This window comes from Collimonas sp. GW821-FHT07E08 (assembly GCF_059418905.1).
In genome coordinates, this window is sequence record NZ_JBWKQR010000008.1 from 172507 (window position 1) to 188160 (window position 15654).

Annotated in this window: 12 protein-coding genes; 6 read left to right on the forward strand and 6 right to left on the reverse strand. The window is 62.0% G+C overall.

The window, feature by feature from the left end; genetic code table 11:
* Positions 1–52: 52 nt before the first annotated feature.
* A complete protein-coding gene (locus AC07RZ_RS12435) occupies positions 53–700 on the forward strand; it encodes a deoxynucleoside kinase (protein ID WP_342829981.1) in 648 nt (215 codons plus the stop codon).
* A gap of 2 nt (positions 701–702) precedes the next feature.
* Positions 703–1533 carry a 3-methyl-2-oxobutanoate hydroxymethyltransferase gene (gene panB / locus AC07RZ_RS12440; RefSeq protein ID WP_494668118.1) on the forward strand — a complete coding sequence of 277 codons (831 nt, stop codon included), beginning with the start codon at positions 703–705 and terminating at the stop codon, positions 1531–1533.
* Between the two features lie 84 nt (positions 1534–1617).
* Here the strand turns inward: panB and AC07RZ_RS12445 are convergent, their stop codons facing one another.
* The 6 genes from AC07RZ_RS12445 to AC07RZ_RS12470 form a co-directional block, all read right to left on the reverse strand.
* Positions 1618–2490, reverse strand: coding sequence for an Ntn hydrolase family protein (locus AC07RZ_RS12445; protein WP_144739338.1), 873 nt, complete (start codon positions 2488–2490; stop codon positions 1618–1620).
* Between the two features lie 114 nt (positions 2491–2604).
* Positions 2605–3417, reverse strand: a complete 813-nt coding sequence (locus AC07RZ_RS12450) for a transglutaminase-like domain-containing protein (RefSeq protein ID WP_144739337.1) — start codon at positions 3415–3417, stop codon at positions 2605–2607.
* A gap of 8 nt (positions 3418–3425) precedes the next feature.
* Entirely contained in the window at positions 3426–4421 is a 996-nt protein-coding gene (locus AC07RZ_RS12455; RefSeq protein ID WP_144739336.1) for an alpha-E domain-containing protein, read from the reverse strand.
* A gap of 1 nt (position 4422) precedes the next feature.
* Positions 4423–5838, reverse strand: coding sequence for a circularly permuted type 2 ATP-grasp protein (locus tag AC07RZ_RS12460; RefSeq protein ID WP_342829978.1), 1416 nt, complete (start codon positions 5836–5838; stop codon positions 4423–4425).
* Positions 5839–6076: 238 nt separating this feature from the next.
* Positions 6077–6520, reverse strand: a complete 444-nt coding sequence (locus AC07RZ_RS12465; protein ID WP_144739334.1) for a cupin domain-containing protein — start codon at positions 6518–6520, stop codon at positions 6077–6079.
* A gap of 35 nt (positions 6521–6555) precedes the next feature.
* Positions 6556–7209: a glutathione S-transferase family protein gene (locus AC07RZ_RS12470; RefSeq protein WP_092396895.1), complete on the reverse strand. Its 654-nt coding sequence runs from the start codon at positions 7207–7209 to the stop codon at positions 6556–6558.
* A gap of 142 nt (positions 7210–7351) precedes the next feature.
* Here AC07RZ_RS12470 and AC07RZ_RS12475 point away from each other — a divergent pair, with 142 nt between their 5' ends.
* The 4 genes from AC07RZ_RS12475 to AC07RZ_RS12490 all read left to right on the forward strand — a co-directional run bounded on the left by AC07RZ_RS12475 (position 7352) and on the right by AC07RZ_RS12490 (position 15643).
* The gene (locus tag AC07RZ_RS12475) at positions 7352–8584 is read left to right on the forward strand and encodes a polyhydroxyalkanoate depolymerase (protein WP_494668119.1); all 1233 of its coding nucleotides are present in this window, start codon (positions 7352–7354) and stop codon (positions 8582–8584) included.
* A gap of 82 nt (positions 8585–8666) precedes the next feature.
* Positions 8667–12038 carry a transglutaminase family protein gene (locus tag AC07RZ_RS12480; RefSeq protein WP_494668120.1) on the forward strand — a complete coding sequence of 1124 codons (3372 nt, stop codon included), beginning with the start codon at positions 8667–8669 and terminating at the stop codon, positions 12036–12038.
* A 126-nt stretch (positions 12039–12164) separates the two neighbouring features.
* Positions 12165–14711, forward strand: coding sequence for a circularly permuted type 2 ATP-grasp protein (locus AC07RZ_RS12485; RefSeq protein ID WP_494668121.1), 2547 nt, complete (start codon positions 12165–12167; stop codon positions 14709–14711).
* Positions 14708–15643, forward strand: coding sequence for a transglutaminase family protein (locus AC07RZ_RS12490; RefSeq protein WP_494668122.1), 936 nt, complete (start codon positions 14708–14710; stop codon positions 15641–15643). The genes AC07RZ_RS12485 and AC07RZ_RS12490 overlap by 4 nt, the downstream gene beginning before the upstream one ends.
* Positions 15644–15654: the final 11 nt, after the last annotated feature.

Here is a 15654-nt window from a genome sequence, read left to right on the forward strand (position 1 = left end):
CGCCAGCTTCTGGCACACTGATCCTTTCACGCATGCAGCACATCTCTCAAACATGAATCTAGACAGCTACAAGTACATCGTCGTCGAAGGGCCGATCGGGGTCGGCAAGACCACGCTGGTCAACAAGATCGCCATGCACCTGGGCGGCAAGGTCTTGCTGGAGCAGCCGCAAGCCAATCCCTTCCTGGAAAAGTTCTACCGCGATGCGCCGCGTTATGCGTTGTCGACCCAGATGTTCTTCCTGTTCCAGCGCATCAACCAGCTGCGCGATTCGGCGCAGAACGACATGTTCGACAGCCCGGGCCACCTGGTCGCCGATTTCCTGCTGGCCAAGGATCCTATCTTCGCCCGCCTGACGCTGGCCGACGAGGAGTTGAAGCTATACCGGCAGATGTACGATCATCTGCGGCCGCAGGCAGCGACGCCGGACCTGGTGATTTACCTGCAGGCCGAGCCGGAAACCCTGATCGAGCGCATCAGGAAGCGCGGCATCGAGATGGAAGCAAGCATTTCGCCGGAGTACCTGGCGCGCCTGTGTGAAAGCTACAGCCGCTTCTTCTATCACTACGAGGAAGCGCCGCTGATGATCGTCAATAACGAACACCTGGACCTGGCCGGCAGCGATGCCGATTTCAGCTTGCTCTTGGCGCGCATCGACGGCATGCGCGGCAAGCGCGAATTTTTCAATCGTGGAGAATGACAATGGCAGGATATTTACAAGGCAGCGACCCGGCGGCACGCAACAAGCCGATCACCATCCCGGCGCTGCAAGCCTTGCGCGACAAGGGTGAAAAGATCACCATGCTGACCTGTTACGACGCCAGCTTTGCCGCCCTGATGGACCGCTGCGGCGTGGAAACCCTGCTGATCGGCGATTCGCTCGGCATGGTGTGCCAAGGCCACAGCTCGACCTTGCCGGTCACCTTGCAAGACATCGTGTACCACACCGCCAGCGTGGCGCGCGGCAACCGTACCGCGCTGGTGCTGTCGGACCTGCCGTTCGGCACGTACGCCACGCCGGAAAGCGCATTCGAGAATGCGGTGCCGGTGATCCAGGCCGGCGCGCAGATGGTCAAGATCGAAGGCGGCACGTGGCTGGCGCCGACCGTACGCTTCCTTACCGAACGCGCGATCCCGGTCTGCGCTCATCTCGGGCTGACGCCGCAGTCGGTGCATCAGATGGGCGGCTACAAAGTGCAAGGCAAGTCGCACGCGGCTGCCGAACAGCTAAAGGCCGACGCCCTGGCATTGCAGGCAGCGGGCGCCAGCCTGCTGGTGCTGGAAGCGATTCCGGCGGCGCTGGGCAAGGAAGTCAGCGACCTGCTGACGATCCCGACCATCGGCATCGGCGCCGGCCCGGACTGTTCCGGCCAGGTGCTGGTGATGCATGACCTGATGGGCGTTTTCCCCGGCCACAAGGCGCGTTTCGTGAAAGATTTCATGGACGGGCAGACCAGCATCGATGCCGCTGTGCAGGCCTATGTCCGCGCGGTGAAGGACAAGTCGTTTCCGGCGCCGGAACACTGTTTCTGAGAAACTCCGGCCACGGCAGGCGCCGGTCCGGCGCCTGAATTGAAAACGGCGCCGAGAATCGGGCGCCGTTTTTTGTTATCAGGCTTAGTGCTGCTGGCCGTTGCCGCCTTGCGCCAAGGTTTGCAGCGGCGCCGGCTGGCTGTCGTTGCCGATGCCTTGCGGCGGCGTGACCACCAGCGGTTCGCTGCGCGAGCCTTGTGCCGACAGCACGTTCGAGGTGGTTTCAGGATTGGCGTTCCAGACCGGATCGGCGATGCCGTCGAATACGCTCTTGAGCTGCTTGCCCCAGTTTTCGCGGATCATCTGGAAGTACTGGTTCTTCTCGCCGATGGTGACAAAGCGCGTGACCGCCAGCGTATCTTTTTCATACAGCAGCATGTCCAGCGGCAAGCCAACCGAAACATTCGAGCGCAGGGTCGAGTCCATCGAAATCAGCGCGCATTTTGCCGCTTCGTCCAGCGAAGAGGCTGGCGTGATGACACGGTCGAGTATCGGCTTGCCGTATTTCGATTCGCCGATCTGGAAATACGTGTTTTCATTGTGCGATTCGATGAAATTGCCGGCCGAATAAATCTGGAACAGGCGGCAGCGCTCGCCCTTGATCTGGCCGCCGAAAATGATGCTGACGTTGAAATCGATGCCGAATTTCTCCAGCGCCTGCGCTTCCCGTTCATACACCGAGCGGATCGCTTCGCCGACGATCTGCGCCGCTTCGTACATCGAGTCCACGGTCCAGATGGTCTTGCCGGCGGCGTTCACGCGTTCGCCGATGATTTCCTTGATCGACTGCGAGATCGACAGGTTGCCGGCGGTCATGAACACCATCAGGCGCTCGCCGGGATTTTCGAACACGCTCATCTTGCGCGACGTGGCGACATGGTCCACGCCCGCATTGGTGCGCGAGTCGGAGAGAAAAACCAGGCCGGTTTCCAGGCGGAGGGCAACGCAGTAAGTCATGGTGTCGAAGGAAAATACAAAGTGGCGATTTTACAGGAAGCCAAGGCGGTTTCTCGATCAGATTGGGTTTTGCATTAATAATACGACAATTTATTGTAAGTTGATGTAAGCCGCTTACTGATCGGATGGTAAAGCAGAAACGTTGACCTGCACAGTCAGGGTCTCTTCGCCGCCGCCGCGCCGCACGCCGCGCACCGGTGCGGCAGAGTCGTAGTCGCGTCCAATTGCCAGCCTGCAATAATTGTCGCTGGCAAAACATGCATGGGTGACATCGATGCTGATCCAGCCGGCAAAGCCGCTTTCCTGCACCCAGACATCGACCCAGGCGTGGCTTTCCGCGTGGCTGGTGTTGCCGGGATCGATATAGCCCGATACATAACGCGCCGGGATGCCGGCTATATGGCAGCAAGCCAGGAACAGGTGCGCATGGTCCTGGCACACGCCCTGGCCCAGCGCCAGCGCATCGTCGGCGCTGCTGGTTACCGCGGTCGAGCCGCTCTGGTAGGCCACCGCCGCGCAGATCGCCTGCGCCAGCTCCAGCAGCTGCCTGCTGTCGGCGCCGCTGCGCAGGTTCCGGTGGGCGAATTCCATGACTGCCGGCGTGGCTTGCGTCAGCTGGGTCGGCACGGTAAACACCAGCGGCGAAAATTCTCCCGCCTGCGGCAGCCGGCCTTGCTGCAGCGGCGTCACCGCGACCGTGCCCTCGGCGATGATGCGCACCTCGTGGTGCGGCTTGGTGACAGTCAGCGTATGGCTCAGGTTGCCGAACGCATCGATGTACGGATGGCGGTTGCCGGAACTGCTGATATGCCAGGCCAGCGTGCGCTGCTGCGCTTCCGCCCGCGGCGACAGGCGCAGCTGCTGGATGGTGTAGGTGAGCGCCGCGGTGTAGTGATAAACCGTTTCATGCCGGATGGTCAGTAGCATGTCAGGCGTCAGGTGTTGAGGGGCACCAGGAAATCGCGGCTGATGCGATTGCCAAGCTCGAAGATCCGTTCGAAAAAGCGGGTCAGGTAGTCATGCAGGCCGGCGTCGAGGATCTCCTCGAGGTTGCTGAATTTCAGGTCGGCATGCAGCTTTCCCGCGAACCGTTCGGTATCGGAGGAGGTGTCGTTGTGCACATGCTTGAGGTTGCCGACCACCTGCTCCATGCAAGACAGCAGCGAACGCGGCATGTCCGGCCGCAGGATCAGCAAGTCGGCCACGCGCGCCGGCGTAATCACGTCGCGGTACACCTTGCGGTAGATTTCAAAGCCGGACACCGAGCGCAGGATCGCCGCCCAGTAGTAGAAGTCGATCTGCGGATCCGCGATGGAATCCTGCTCCTGGCTTTGGCGCTGGCCGTTTTGCAGGTTCTTGGTGTAGGCGCCTTCCTTGGCGCCGTGGAATTTGACGTCGATGATGCGCGCCGTATTGTCGGCCCGTTCCAGGAAGGTGCCGAGGCGGATGAAGTGGAATGCTTCATCCTTGAGCATGGTGCCGATGGTGACGCCGCGCGACAGGTGGGAGCGGTGCTTGACCCATTCGAAAAACTCGCTCGGGTTTTGCTCCAGCGCGTTGGTCTGCAGGTAACCCTGCATCTTGATCCAGGTGGCGTTCTGGATTTCCCATGCTTCGGTAGTCAGCGCGCCGCGCACCGCACGCGCATTCTCGCGAGCCTGCTTCAGGCAGGAAGCGATCGAAGAAGAATTGCTGGGATCGCGCACCATGAAATCGATCACGTCTTTTTGCGTGACGACGCTGTATTTCTTGTCGTAGGCGTGGGTCAGCTCGGAAATGCCGAGCACGGCGCGCCAGCCTTTTTCAACGTCTTCGATCGACTGCGGCAGCAGCCCGGTTTGCACATGCACGTCGAGCATGCGTGCGGTGTTTTCTGCCCGCTCGGTGTAGCGGGACATCCAGAATAAATGATCGGCGGTGCGACTGAGCATGTTATTTCTCCAGAATCCAGGTATCTTTGGTGCCGCCGCCTTGGGACGAGTTGACCACCAGCGAACCTTCCTTGAGGGCGACGCGGGTCAGGCCGCCGCGCACCAGGGAGACATTCTTGCCGGACAATACGAACGGCCTCAGGTCAAGGTGGCGTGGTGCGATGCCGGATTCGACGTAGGTCGGGCAAGCCGACAAGGCCAGGGTCGGCTGCGAGATATAACCGTCCGGCTTGGCGATCACGCGCTGGCGGAAATCCTCGATTTCCTGCTTGGTCGAGGCCGGGCCGACCAGCATGCCGTAGCCGCCGGCGCCATGCACTTCCTTGACCACCAGGTCCTTCAGGTTGTCCAGCGTGTACTGCAAGTCTTCTTTCTTGCGGCACTGGAAGGTCGGGACATTGTTCAGGATCGGCTTCTCCGACAGGTAGAACTGGACCATGTCCGGCACGAACGGATAGACCGACTTGTCGTCGGCGACGCCGGTGCCGATGGCGTTGGCCAGCGTCACATTGCCGGCGCGGTACACCGACAGCAAGCCCGGCACGCCCAGCGACGAATCGGGGCGGAAGGCGAGCGGATCGAGATAGTCGTCGTCGATCCGGCGGTAGATCACGTCGACCCGCTTGGGGCCGCGCGTGGTGCGCATGTAGACGTGGTTGTCGTTGACGAACAGATCCTGGCCTTCGACCAGCTCCACGCCCATCTGCTGGGCCAGGAAAGCGTGCTCGAAGTAAGCCGAGTTGTACATCCCCGGCGTCATCACCACCACCGTCGGATCGGTCACGCCGACCGGCGCCACCGAGCGCAGGTTATCGAGCAGCATGTCGGGATAATGGTCGACCGGCGCAATCTTGTGGCGCAGGAACAGCTCGGGGAACAGCCGCATCATCATCTTGCGGTTTTCCAGCATGTAGGACACGCCCGACGGCACCCGCAGGTTATCTTCCAGCACATAGAACTCGCCCTGGCCGGCGCGCACGATATCGACGCCGGCAATGTGCGCATAGATATCCGAAGCCACCGAGATGCCTTGCATTTCGGGGCGGTACTGGGCGTTGCGGAAAATCTGTTCGGCCGGGATCACGCCTGCCTTGACGATGTTCTGGTCGTGGTAGATGTCGTGGATGAACATGTTGAGCGCCTTGACGCGCTGGATCAGGCCGGCTTCCAGGACCGCCCATTCCTGCGCATGGATGATGCGCGGAATGATGTCGAAGGGGATCAGGCGTTCGGTGCCGGCGTCGTTGCCGTACACGGCGAAGGTAATCCCGACCCGGCGGAAAATCAGGTCGGCTTCGGCCCGTTTGCGGGCGATCGTTTCAGCAGTCTGAGCGTTGAGCCAATTGGAAAATTCGCTGTAGTGCGGGCGCACCGACGAATTGCCATCGGAGTACATTTCATCGAAAAAATTTGCCATGATCTTGCTTTGCTGTGGTTTGATCGGAAACTATCAAGTAGCTATCAAGAAGCGTGCCCGTAGCAAGCTGCTGGTTGCCTATTAAGCATTGTCTTAATTAAAGACTAACATGCGGTCTTGCTTGTTGAATAGGCTTTATTTTCAGTATTGCCAGGACAGCTCTTAGCAAATTTTGCTTAATCTGGGTGGCGTCCTCCGTCATGTTTGGATTGCAAAAAACAGCCATGTGAAATGCCGCTCAACCCGCCTTGCTCCATGGCGCCGGCGCCGGGACGGCGCACGGTGCGGGCATGTCGATCGAGGTGAATGCCGCCGGGCTAACGATTTCAAGATACTCCATGTCTTCCGAGTAGTCGAATAAAAAATGCACGATGCCCGGGCGCTGGTGCACGCAGTCGCCGGCCTTGACCAGCGTTTCCTTGTCCTCGTACATGAAGCGCGCCCAGCCTTTGAGCATGTAGACGATGTGGAAATTGGCTTCATGCCGGTGCCAGCCGGTGCCGATTTCGGGCGCCATGTTGGCCTTCACCAGGTGCGCCACCACCTGGCCGCCGGTAGCGGCGGCGATGCCGAGGTCGCGGTACAGGAAAAAATCGCGCAGGCCGCCCGATTCGAATTCGGTGTCGCCTTCGCGCACATGGGAGAACACGGTCTTGGGTCCCGTTTCAGTCTTGGTGTCCATTGCAGCTATCCTTTCCTTGGCATCGGAAATCGTTTTCAGAATTCCACGTCCAGTTCATTGATATCGTCCGGCTCCAGCTTGGCCGCCTTGATCCATTCCTGCATTTCCGGCAGCGCCATGATGCGCTTGCAGTAGGCGCTGCAGACGGAATCCAGTTTTACATCGTACGTCAGAAAGCGCGTCGCCACCGGCGCATACATGGCGTCGGCCATCGAGCGCTCGCCGAACAGGAAGGGGCCGCCATAGGTCGCCAGGCACTGTTTCCAGATGGTGGTGATGCGCTTGATGTCGGCTTCGGCGCGCGACCACACCTTGAAGTCGGGGAAATGCGCCTTGATGTTCATCGGCAGCGCTGAACGCAGGGCGCTGAAGCCGGAATGCATTTCGCCGCAGATCGAACGGCAGTGCGCGCGCGCGGCGCGGTCCGCCGGCAGCAGCCCGGCCTTGGGCCGGATCTCGTGCAGGTACTCGCCAATGGCCAGGGTATCCCACACCACGATGTTGCCGTGGTACAGGCAGGGCACCAGGATCGACGACGACAGCAGCAGGATTTCGGCGCGCGCATCCGGGTCGTCCGGCGAGATCAGGTTCTCCTGGAATTCCAGGCCGGAGAACCGGGTCAGCAGCCAGCCGCGCAAGGACCACGACGAATAGTTTTTACTGGTGATGCTCAGGGTGGTCTTAGGCATGGCAATATTCTTCCGTATTGGATCGAAAGCGTTTTTGATTGGCAAACCGTTTGATGTCTACTGAGCAAAGGCCGTGCCAGAGATATGGGCATGGATATTGCACCTAGCGTGTTTGCCGGCATTCCAATAACAGGGTAGTCCCATGACTAAAATTTACCAGGCATATCAGGGCTATGCGGATTTCAGCGATCCGATGCGTGCATGGGCTGGCGCTGCCGCACCGATGTTGGGCTACCGTTTTCCCGGCTGGCCCGACGGTCTGGCGCTGCGCAAGCTGGCTGCCGCCTGCGAAGTGTTTTCATGCACCCGCTTGACGCATCAGCGCCCCGCATTCGGGATCGACAGCGTGGAAGAGGGTGGCTGCACGGTTTCGGTGCACGAAGAAATCGCCGACCAGACGCCGTTCTGCACCTTGTTGCATTTCCGCAAGGAAACCAAGGCCGCGCAGCCGCGCATCCTCCTGGTTGCGCCCATGTCCGGGCATTTCGCCACTTTGCTGCGCGGCACCGTAAATACCCTGCTGCGCGACCATGACGTGTATATCACCGACTGGCACAACGCCCGCGACGTGGCCCTCAATGATGGCCGTTTCGGTTTCGACGAATATGTCGCCCACCTGATCCGTTTCATCGAGAAGATCGGCCCCGGCGCGCATGTAGTGGCAGTCTGCCAGCCGACCGTGGCGGCGCTGGTGGCGGTGTCGCTGATGGCGGCTGACAAGCACCCGGCGCAACCTGCCAGCATGACCCTGATGGCGGGGCCGATCGATACCCGCATCAATCCGACCGCGGTCAACCAGCTGGCCAAAAGCAAGCCGATCGACTGGTTCGAGAAAAACCTGGTGAGCACCGTGCCCGGCCGTTTCGCCGGCAGCCAGCGCCAGGTTTACCCCGGTTTCCTGCAGCTCAATGCATTCATGAGCATGAACCTGGAACGTCACCTCAAGGCTTTCCAGAACCTGTACAACTACCTGGTCGATGGCGAAGACGAAAAAGCCAACGCCATCAAGACGTTTTACGCCGAATATTTCGCCATGTCGGACCTGGCCGCGGAGTTCTACCTGGAAACCGTGCAAAGCGTGTTCCAGGATCATGCATTGCCGCTTGGTGAAATGCAGGCATTAGGGCGTACGATAGAGCCGGCGGCAATCCGGCGTACCGCATTGTTTACCGTGGAGGGAGAAAAGGATGACATTTGCGCAGTAGGCCAGACCGTGGCGGCCCAGGACATGTGCAGCGGCATACGGCCGTACATGAAATCGCACCATGTGCAGACCGGCGTCGGCCACTACGGCGTCTTCAACGGCCGCCGCTGGGACAATGAAATCTATCCGCGCTTGCGTGATTTCATCCACAGCCATCATCAGTACCAGTAATATCAGTACCAGTAATTCTGGTTTTGTGGCAGCTGCAGAAGTTCATGCACTGAATGATTATTGATTGTCGCAGAGGATATCCATGTCAATTCACGTAGCACTCAATCATCTCACCACCTATCGTTATGAGCGTCCGATCAGCCTGGGCCCGCAGATCATCCGCCTGCGGCCGGCGCCGCATTGCCGCACCCGCATCCTCAGCTATTCGCTGCGGATACTGCCGGAGCCGCATTTCATCAACTGGCAGCAGGACCCGCAAGCCAATTACCTGGCGCGCCTGGTGTTTCCGGAAAAGGCCAGCGAATTCCGCATCGAGGTCGACCTGGTGGCGGAAATGTCCGTGCTCAACCCCTTCGATTTCTTTCTTGAGCCGTATGCCGAGAAAGTGCCGTTTTCCTACGCGCCTGAGCTGCAGAACGAGCTGGAACCGTACCGCAAGAAGCTGCCGCTGACGCCGCTGCTGCAAAAATTCCTGGACCAGGTGCCGCGCGAAAGAATCCGCACCGAGGATTTCCTGGTCAGCCTGAACCAGCAGCTGGCGCAACTGATCAGCTACACCATCCGCATGGAGCCGGGCGTGCAGACGCCGGAGCAGACCTTGAGCCTCGGTTCCGGCTCCTGCCGCGATTCGTCGTGGCTGCTGGTGCAGATACTGCGCTATCTCGGGCTGGCGGCGCGTTTCGTCTCCGGTTACCTGATCCAGCTGACGGCCGACCAGAAATCGCTGGACGGCCCTTCCGGCCCGCAAACCGATTTCACCGACCTGCACGCCTGGTGCGAGGTCTATCTGCCGGGCGCCGGCTGGATCGGCCTTGATCCTACTTCCGGTTTGTTCGCCGGCGAAGGGCACATCCCGCTGTCCTGTACGCCGGAACCGTCGTCGGCGGCGCCGGTGAGCGGCATGGTGGAGCCATGCGAAGTCGAATTCGAGCATGCGATGAGCGTGCGCCGCATCTGGGAATCGCCGCGCGTCACCAAGCCATACAGCGAGCAGCAGTGGGAGGAAATCGAAGAGCTGGGCCATGCCATCGACGACGACCTGGACGAACTCGACGTGCGCCTGACGATGGGCGGCGAGCCGACTTTCGTCGCGCTCGACGATCCCGAAGGCGAGGAATGGAACACGGCCGCCATGGGGCCTACCAAGAAGCCGCTGGCAGCCGAGCTCTACCACCGGCTGCGCCAGCAGTATGCGGCACAAGGCTTGCCGCATTTCGGCCAGGGCAAATGGTATCCCGGCGAGCAGCTGCCGCGCTGGGCGCTCAACTGCTACTGGCGCCGCGACGGCGAGCCGATCTGGTCGACGCCGGCCTTGATTGCCGACGAAACAAAGAAGCAAACCACCGACGACACTATCGCCGAACGTTTCTTGCTGGGAGTTGCAGCGCGCCTGATGCTGGACCGGCAGTATGTGTTCGCCGCCTATGAAGATATCTATTACTACCTGTGGCGCGAACGCCGCCTGGCGATCAATGTCGATCCCTCCGATGCGCGGCTGGACGACAAGCAGGAACGGGCGCGGCTGGCGCGGGTCTTTTCGCAAGGCTTGCGCAAAGTCGCCGGCTACGTTTTGCCGCTGGTCCGTTCCGATGATGAGCGCGGCTGGCAAAGCAGCAGCTGGTATTTGCGCGGCGAACATTGCTACCTGCTGCCGGGCGATTCTCCCCTGGGCTACCGCCTGCCGCTGGATTCGCAGCCATGGGTCAAGAAAGCCGATTACCCCTTTGTGCACCAGCAGGACCCGACCCAGGAATTCCAGCCGCTGCCGGTAACACAACAAATCCGCCAGCAACTGGCGACGCCGGCTGCCGCCACTAGCAAGGCCACCGCGGCGGATGCGCTCAAGTACAGCTCGACCTCGTACAGCTCAACCTCGTACAGCGCGGCTTTCGCCAGCGAAGCGCAAGCTGCGCCGGCGCCGTTCGAATCGGCCGACCAGATTGCCCGCACCGCCTTGTGCGCGGAAGTGCGGCAGGGCGTGCTGTACCTGTTCATGCCGCCGCTGGCGCGGCTCGAGGATTACCTGGAACTGGTGGCGGCGATCGAAGCGACGGCGCAAGCCCTGGAGCAGCCGTTGCTGTTGGAAGGTTATGAACCGCCGCACGATCCGCGCCTGGGCAAGTTCAGCGTCACGCCCGATCCTGGCGTGATCGAAGTGAATATCCAGCCCATGCACAGCTGGGGCGAACTGGTCAGCAACACCACTTTCCTGTACGACGTGGCGCGCGAGACCCGGCTCACCACCGAGAAATTCATGCTCGACGGCCATCATTCCGGCACCGGCGGCGGCAACCACCTGGTGCTGGGCGGCGCCACCACCAGCGATTCGCCGTTCCTGCGCCGGCCTGACCTGCTGCGCAGCCTGATCAGCTACTGGCACAACCATCCGGCGCTGTCTTACCTGTTCTCCGGCATGTTCATCGGCCCGACTTCGCAGGCGCCGCGCGTCGACGAAGCGCGCAACGATGCGGTGGTCGAACTGGAACTGGCGTTTACCGAAATGGAGCGCCAGCTGGCCGGCGGCGAATGTGCACCGTGGCTGGTGGACCGGCTGCTGCGCAACCTGCTGATCGACGTCACCGGCAATACCCATCGCGCCGAATTCTGCATCGACAAGCTGTATTCGCCCGACAGCAGCACCGGTCGCCTTGGCCTGCTGGAATTGCGCGCGTTTGAAATGCCGCCGCATGCACGCATGAGCCTGACCCAGCAGCTGCTGTTGCGGGCGCTGGTGGCGCGCTTCTGGAAGACGCCGTACAAGCCGCGGCGCCTGGTGCGCTGGGGCACCGAGCTGCACGACCGTTTCCTGCTGCCGCACTTCATCTGGCAGGATTTCTGCGATGTGATGGACGACATGCAGCAGGCCGGCTACGCGCTCAAAGCGGAATGGTTCGCGCCGCATTTCGAGTTCAGGTTCCCGAAAATCGGCGATTTTGCGATCAACGGCATCGGGCTCGAATTGCGCACCGCGCTGGAACCCTGGCATGTGCTGGGCGAGGAAAGCCGTTCCGGCGGCAACGCCCGTTACGTCGATTCCTCGCTGGAGCGCTTGCAGGTGAAGGTGAACGGCATGGCGCCGGATCGTTATGTGCTGACCTGCAACGGCGTGCCGGTGCCGCTGCAGCCGACCGGACGCGTCGGCGAGTTCGTCAGCGGCGTGCGTTACCGCGCCTGGCAGCCGCCGTCGGCCCTGCATCCGACCATCGGCATCGACTCGCCGCTGACCTTCGACCTGGTCGATACCTGGAACGGCCGCAGCCTGGGCGGGTGCCAGTATCACGTGGTGCACCCTGGCGGGCGCAGCTACGAGACCTTCCCGGTCAATGCTTTCGAGGCGGAAAGCCGCCGCCTGGGGCGTTATTTCCGCCTCAACCACACCCCGGGACCGATGCAGGTAACGCAACCGATAGCATCCATCGAGTTCCCATTTACGTTAGACTTACGTCACTTCTGATCAAGCTCGGCAGCCGCGGTGCAAAGGAACTGCAGCGCAACTATTTCCGGTTTGCGCTGCAGTTTTTCGGCACCCTGTCGGCAGGGTTTGCATTTAAATTGTTCCAGGTGATGCAAGCGATCAATTATGTACCGGCGTTTACTCGAGAGTTATCCCGCAGAGGCGGATCGTTACGACGAAATGCTTGAAGCGGGCGGCCGCCTGCGGCCGCACTGGCGGACCTTGATCGACCAGCTCGAAGGGTTGTCGCCGGAGATCCTGCGCCGCCGCGCGCGCGAAGTGCGCGAAGCGATTGCCGCCGACGGCGTGACCTACAACGTATACGCCGATCCGCAGGGCGCCAACCGGCCCTGGGAACTGGACCTGTTGCCGCAAATCATTTCCGCCGACGAATGGCAGATATTGTCCGCTGCCGTGGTACAGCGTGCGCGCCTGCTCAATACCGTGCTGGCCGACCTGTACGGCCCGCAAACGCTGCTGTCCGAAGGACTGCTGCCGCCGGCGCTGGTGTTCGGCCAGCATGGCTACCTGTGGCCTTGCCGCGGCATCGAGCCGCCGGCCGGCATACACTTGCACCTGTACGCGATCGACCTGGCGCGTTCGCCGGATGGCCACTGGTGGGTCATGTCGGACCGCACCCAGGGGCCGTCCGGCGCCGGCTACGCCTTGCAGAACCGGCAGATCATGTCGCGCGCATTGCCGGAGACGGTGCGCGACATGCATGTGCAATCGCTGCTGAAGTTTTTCCATACCCTGCACGACAGCCTGAACGCACTGGCGCCGGCCGCCGGCGAAACGCCGCTGGTGGTGCTGCTGACGCCGGGGCCGTATAACGAAACCTATTCCGAACACGCGTTCCTGGCGCATACCCTGGGTTTCCCGCTGGTCGAAGGAGCCGACCTGATGGTGCGCGGCGACATGGTGTATCTCAAGACCCTGAGCGGCTTGCGGCGCGTCCATGCGATCCTGCGGCGGCTGGACGACGATTATTGCGATCCGCTCGAATTGCGCGCCGATTCCGCGCTCGGCATTCCCGGGCTGGTGCAGGCGGCGCGCCTCGGCAATGTGCTGATCGCCAATTCGCTCGGCAGCGGCGTGCTGGAGTCAGGCGCCTTGCATGGTTTCCTGCCGGCCATCTGCCAGCGTTTGCTGGGCCAGCCGCTGGCGCTGCCGGCGGTGGCATCCTGGTGGTGCGGCGAAAAACCGGCGCTCGATTACACCTTGGCCAACCTGGAGCAGCTGGTGATCATGCCGGCGTTCCCGTCGATGCGCATGCAGCCGGTCTATGGCCATAGCCTGAATGCGCAATCGCGCCAGCGCCTGGTGGAGAGCCTGCTGGCACAGCCGCATGCTTATGTGGCGCAGGAATGGGTGCGCCTGTCGCAGGCGCCGGTATTGTCGCGCAGCGGCGAATACCGTTTGATGAGCCGTGCGGTCAGCCTGCGGGTATTCGTGGTCGCCGCCGCCGACGGCAGCTACCATGTGATGCCGGGCGGCTTGACGCGGGTCGCGCCGCGCCAGCGCAAGGACGTGGTGTCGATGCAGCAGGGCGGCGCCAGCAAGGATGTCTGGGTGCTGAGCCCGGTGCGCGCCGATGCGGGCGATGCGGTTGCGCCGGCGGTGGCGCCGCTGGAGGATGGCGACGGCCGGCAGCGCACGCTGGATTTCATCCGCAGCACGGTCGACATTTCATCGCACGCCGGCGAAAACCTGTTCTGGATGGGGCGTTACGCCGAGCGCTGCGACAACCTGGCGCATCTGCTGCGCGCCACCCTGCAACGCAGCACCGACCTGCAGGGCGAAGCCCGTGAAACCTTCTACCAGCTGTGCGAAATCTGCCGCGGGCTCGGGATTGCCATGCCGGCCGCATCAGCGACGGCGCGGCCGACTGTCGCCGCCCTGCAGCAGGCGCTGATTGCCGCCATCGCCGATCCCACCGCCGGCGTCGGCATTGCCGGCAACCTGCGCCACCTGCATCATTGCGGCTACCAGGTGCGCGAGCATCTATCGCTGGATAACTGGCAGGCGCTCAACCGCATGCCAGGCCTGACGACCGACAGCAGCGGCCCCGGCGGCGTGACGCCCGCCGCCGCGCTGTACATGCTCAACAATGTCATCCAGGCTTGCGTCGGCCTGGCCGGCCACGCGCTGGACGACATGACGCGCGACGAAGGCTGGCATTTCCTGATGCTGGGCCGGCATATAGAACGCATGACGCACCTGGCGGCCCTGTTCAGCCAGTTCCTGCTGCTGCCGGCGGAGCGCCAGAACCGGACGCTGCCGTGGCTGCTGGAGTCGGCCAACAGCGTGGTCACCTACCGCGTACGCTACCGGCGCGCGCCGGAATGGCTGCCGGTGCTGCACCTGCTGATATTCGACGTCAGCAACCCGCACGGCATCGCATTCCAGTTCCATATGCTGGAGCGCTATTTAAGCGATATCGGGGAACAGCTCGGCACCCTGAACATGGACACGCCGGCGCATCTGTCGGCCTTGCTGCGCGAATTCGAATTGCAGGACCTTGGCCACGATTCCTTGTTCGTGGCCGACGCCCATGCGCGCCTGGTGCAATTGATGCGCGACGCCATCGGCGGCGCCTTTTCGCTGTCCGACGAGCTGGCGCGGCATTTCTTTACGCCCTTGAATGCGCCGGTCAGCCAGGGAGTGTCATGATGAGCGAGCATACCTATCACATCCGCCACGATACCCACTACGCGTATTCGCAAGCCGTGCGCCTGTCGCACCAGATGCTGCGCCTGACGCCGCGTTCCCTGCCGTGGCAAACCTGCACTTCGCACGGCATCAGCATCATGCCGGAGCCGCAAAACCTGCGCATGTTCCTGGACAGCTTCGGCAATCCGCTGCAATCGTTTTCGCTGGAAAACGACCATACCGACCTGCGCGCCGTGGCCGAATCCTGGGTCACGCTGACGCCGCGCCAGCTGCCGCCGGCCACGCCGTCCTGGGAGCAGGCGCGCGCCGCGCTGTCATACCAGGCCGGCCAGTTTTTATTGCCTGACGACCTGGAAGCCACACGCTACCTGTTTGAGTCGGCGCATGTGCGGATCAAGCGTGAATTCCTGGCGTATGCAGCCGAGTCGTTCACGCCCGGGCTGCCTTTGCTGGCCGGGATCGATGCCTTGATGACGCGGATTTTCCAGGAATTCACCTTCGACCCGCTGGCTACCACCGTTTCTACCCCGGTCACCGAGGTATTCGCTACCCGGCGCGGCGTATGCCAGGATTTTGCCCACTTCATGCTGTCCTGCCTGCGCTCCCTCGGCCTGGCGGCGCGCTATGTCAGCGGCTACCTGCTGACCGAACCGCCGCCCGGACAGCCGCGCCTGATCGGCGCCGATGCGTCGCATGCCTGGGTGTCGGTGTATTGCCCGGGATTCAATGGACAAGCCAGCAGCTGGATAGATGCCGATCCGACCAACGGCATCTTCCCCGACACCAGCCATATCACGCTCGGCTGGGGCCGCGATTTTCTCGACATTTCGCCCTTGCGCGGCGTGCTGATCGGCGGCGGCCAGCAAACCATGGATGTCGCCGTCACCGTCATGCCGGCCCATGAAGCGCCAGGCTTCGGATTCGCGGTTTGACCGATGCATAC

Excerpts from the sequence above, each read along its gene's own strand:
- AC07RZ_RS12480 (WP_494668120.1), top strand. The coding sequence starts at position 8,667 with ATGTCAATTCACGTAGCACTCAATCATCTCACCACCTATCGTTATGAG.
- panB (WP_494668118.1), top strand. The coding sequence starts at position 703 with ATGGCAGGATATTTACAAGGCAGCGACCCGGCGGCACGCAACAAGCCG.
- AC07RZ_RS12455 (WP_144739336.1), bottom strand. The coding sequence starts at position 4,421 with ATGCTCAGTCGCACCGCCGATCATTTATTCTGGATGTCCCGCTACACC.
- AC07RZ_RS12460 (WP_342829978.1), bottom strand. The coding sequence starts at position 5,838 with ATGGCAAATTTTTTCGATGAAATGTACTCCGATGGCAATTCGTCGGTG.
- AC07RZ_RS12470 (WP_092396895.1), bottom strand. The coding sequence starts at position 7,209 with ATGCCTAAGACCACCCTGAGCATCACCAGTAAAAACTATTCGTCGTGG.
- AC07RZ_RS12465 (WP_144739334.1), bottom strand. The coding sequence starts at position 6,520 with ATGGACACCAAGACTGAAACGGGACCCAAGACCGTGTTCTCCCATGTG.
- AC07RZ_RS12475 (WP_494668119.1), top strand. The coding sequence starts at position 7,352 with ATGACTAAAATTTACCAGGCATATCAGGGCTATGCGGATTTCAGCGAT.
- AC07RZ_RS12485 (WP_494668121.1), top strand. The coding sequence starts at position 12,165 with ATGTACCGGCGTTTACTCGAGAGTTATCCCGCAGAGGCGGATCGTTAC.
- AC07RZ_RS12450 (WP_144739337.1), bottom strand. The coding sequence starts at position 3,417 with ATGCTACTGACCATCCGGCATGAAACGGTTTATCACTACACCGCGGCG.
- AC07RZ_RS12435 (WP_342829981.1), top strand. The coding sequence starts at position 53 with ATGAATCTAGACAGCTACAAGTACATCGTCGTCGAAGGGCCGATCGGG.
- AC07RZ_RS12490 (WP_494668122.1), top strand. The coding sequence starts at position 14,708 with ATGATGAGCGAGCATACCTATCACATCCGCCACGATACCCACTACGCG.
- AC07RZ_RS12445 (WP_144739338.1), bottom strand. The coding sequence starts at position 2,490 with ATGACTTACTGCGTTGCCCTCCGCCTGGAAACCGGCCTGGTTTTTCTC.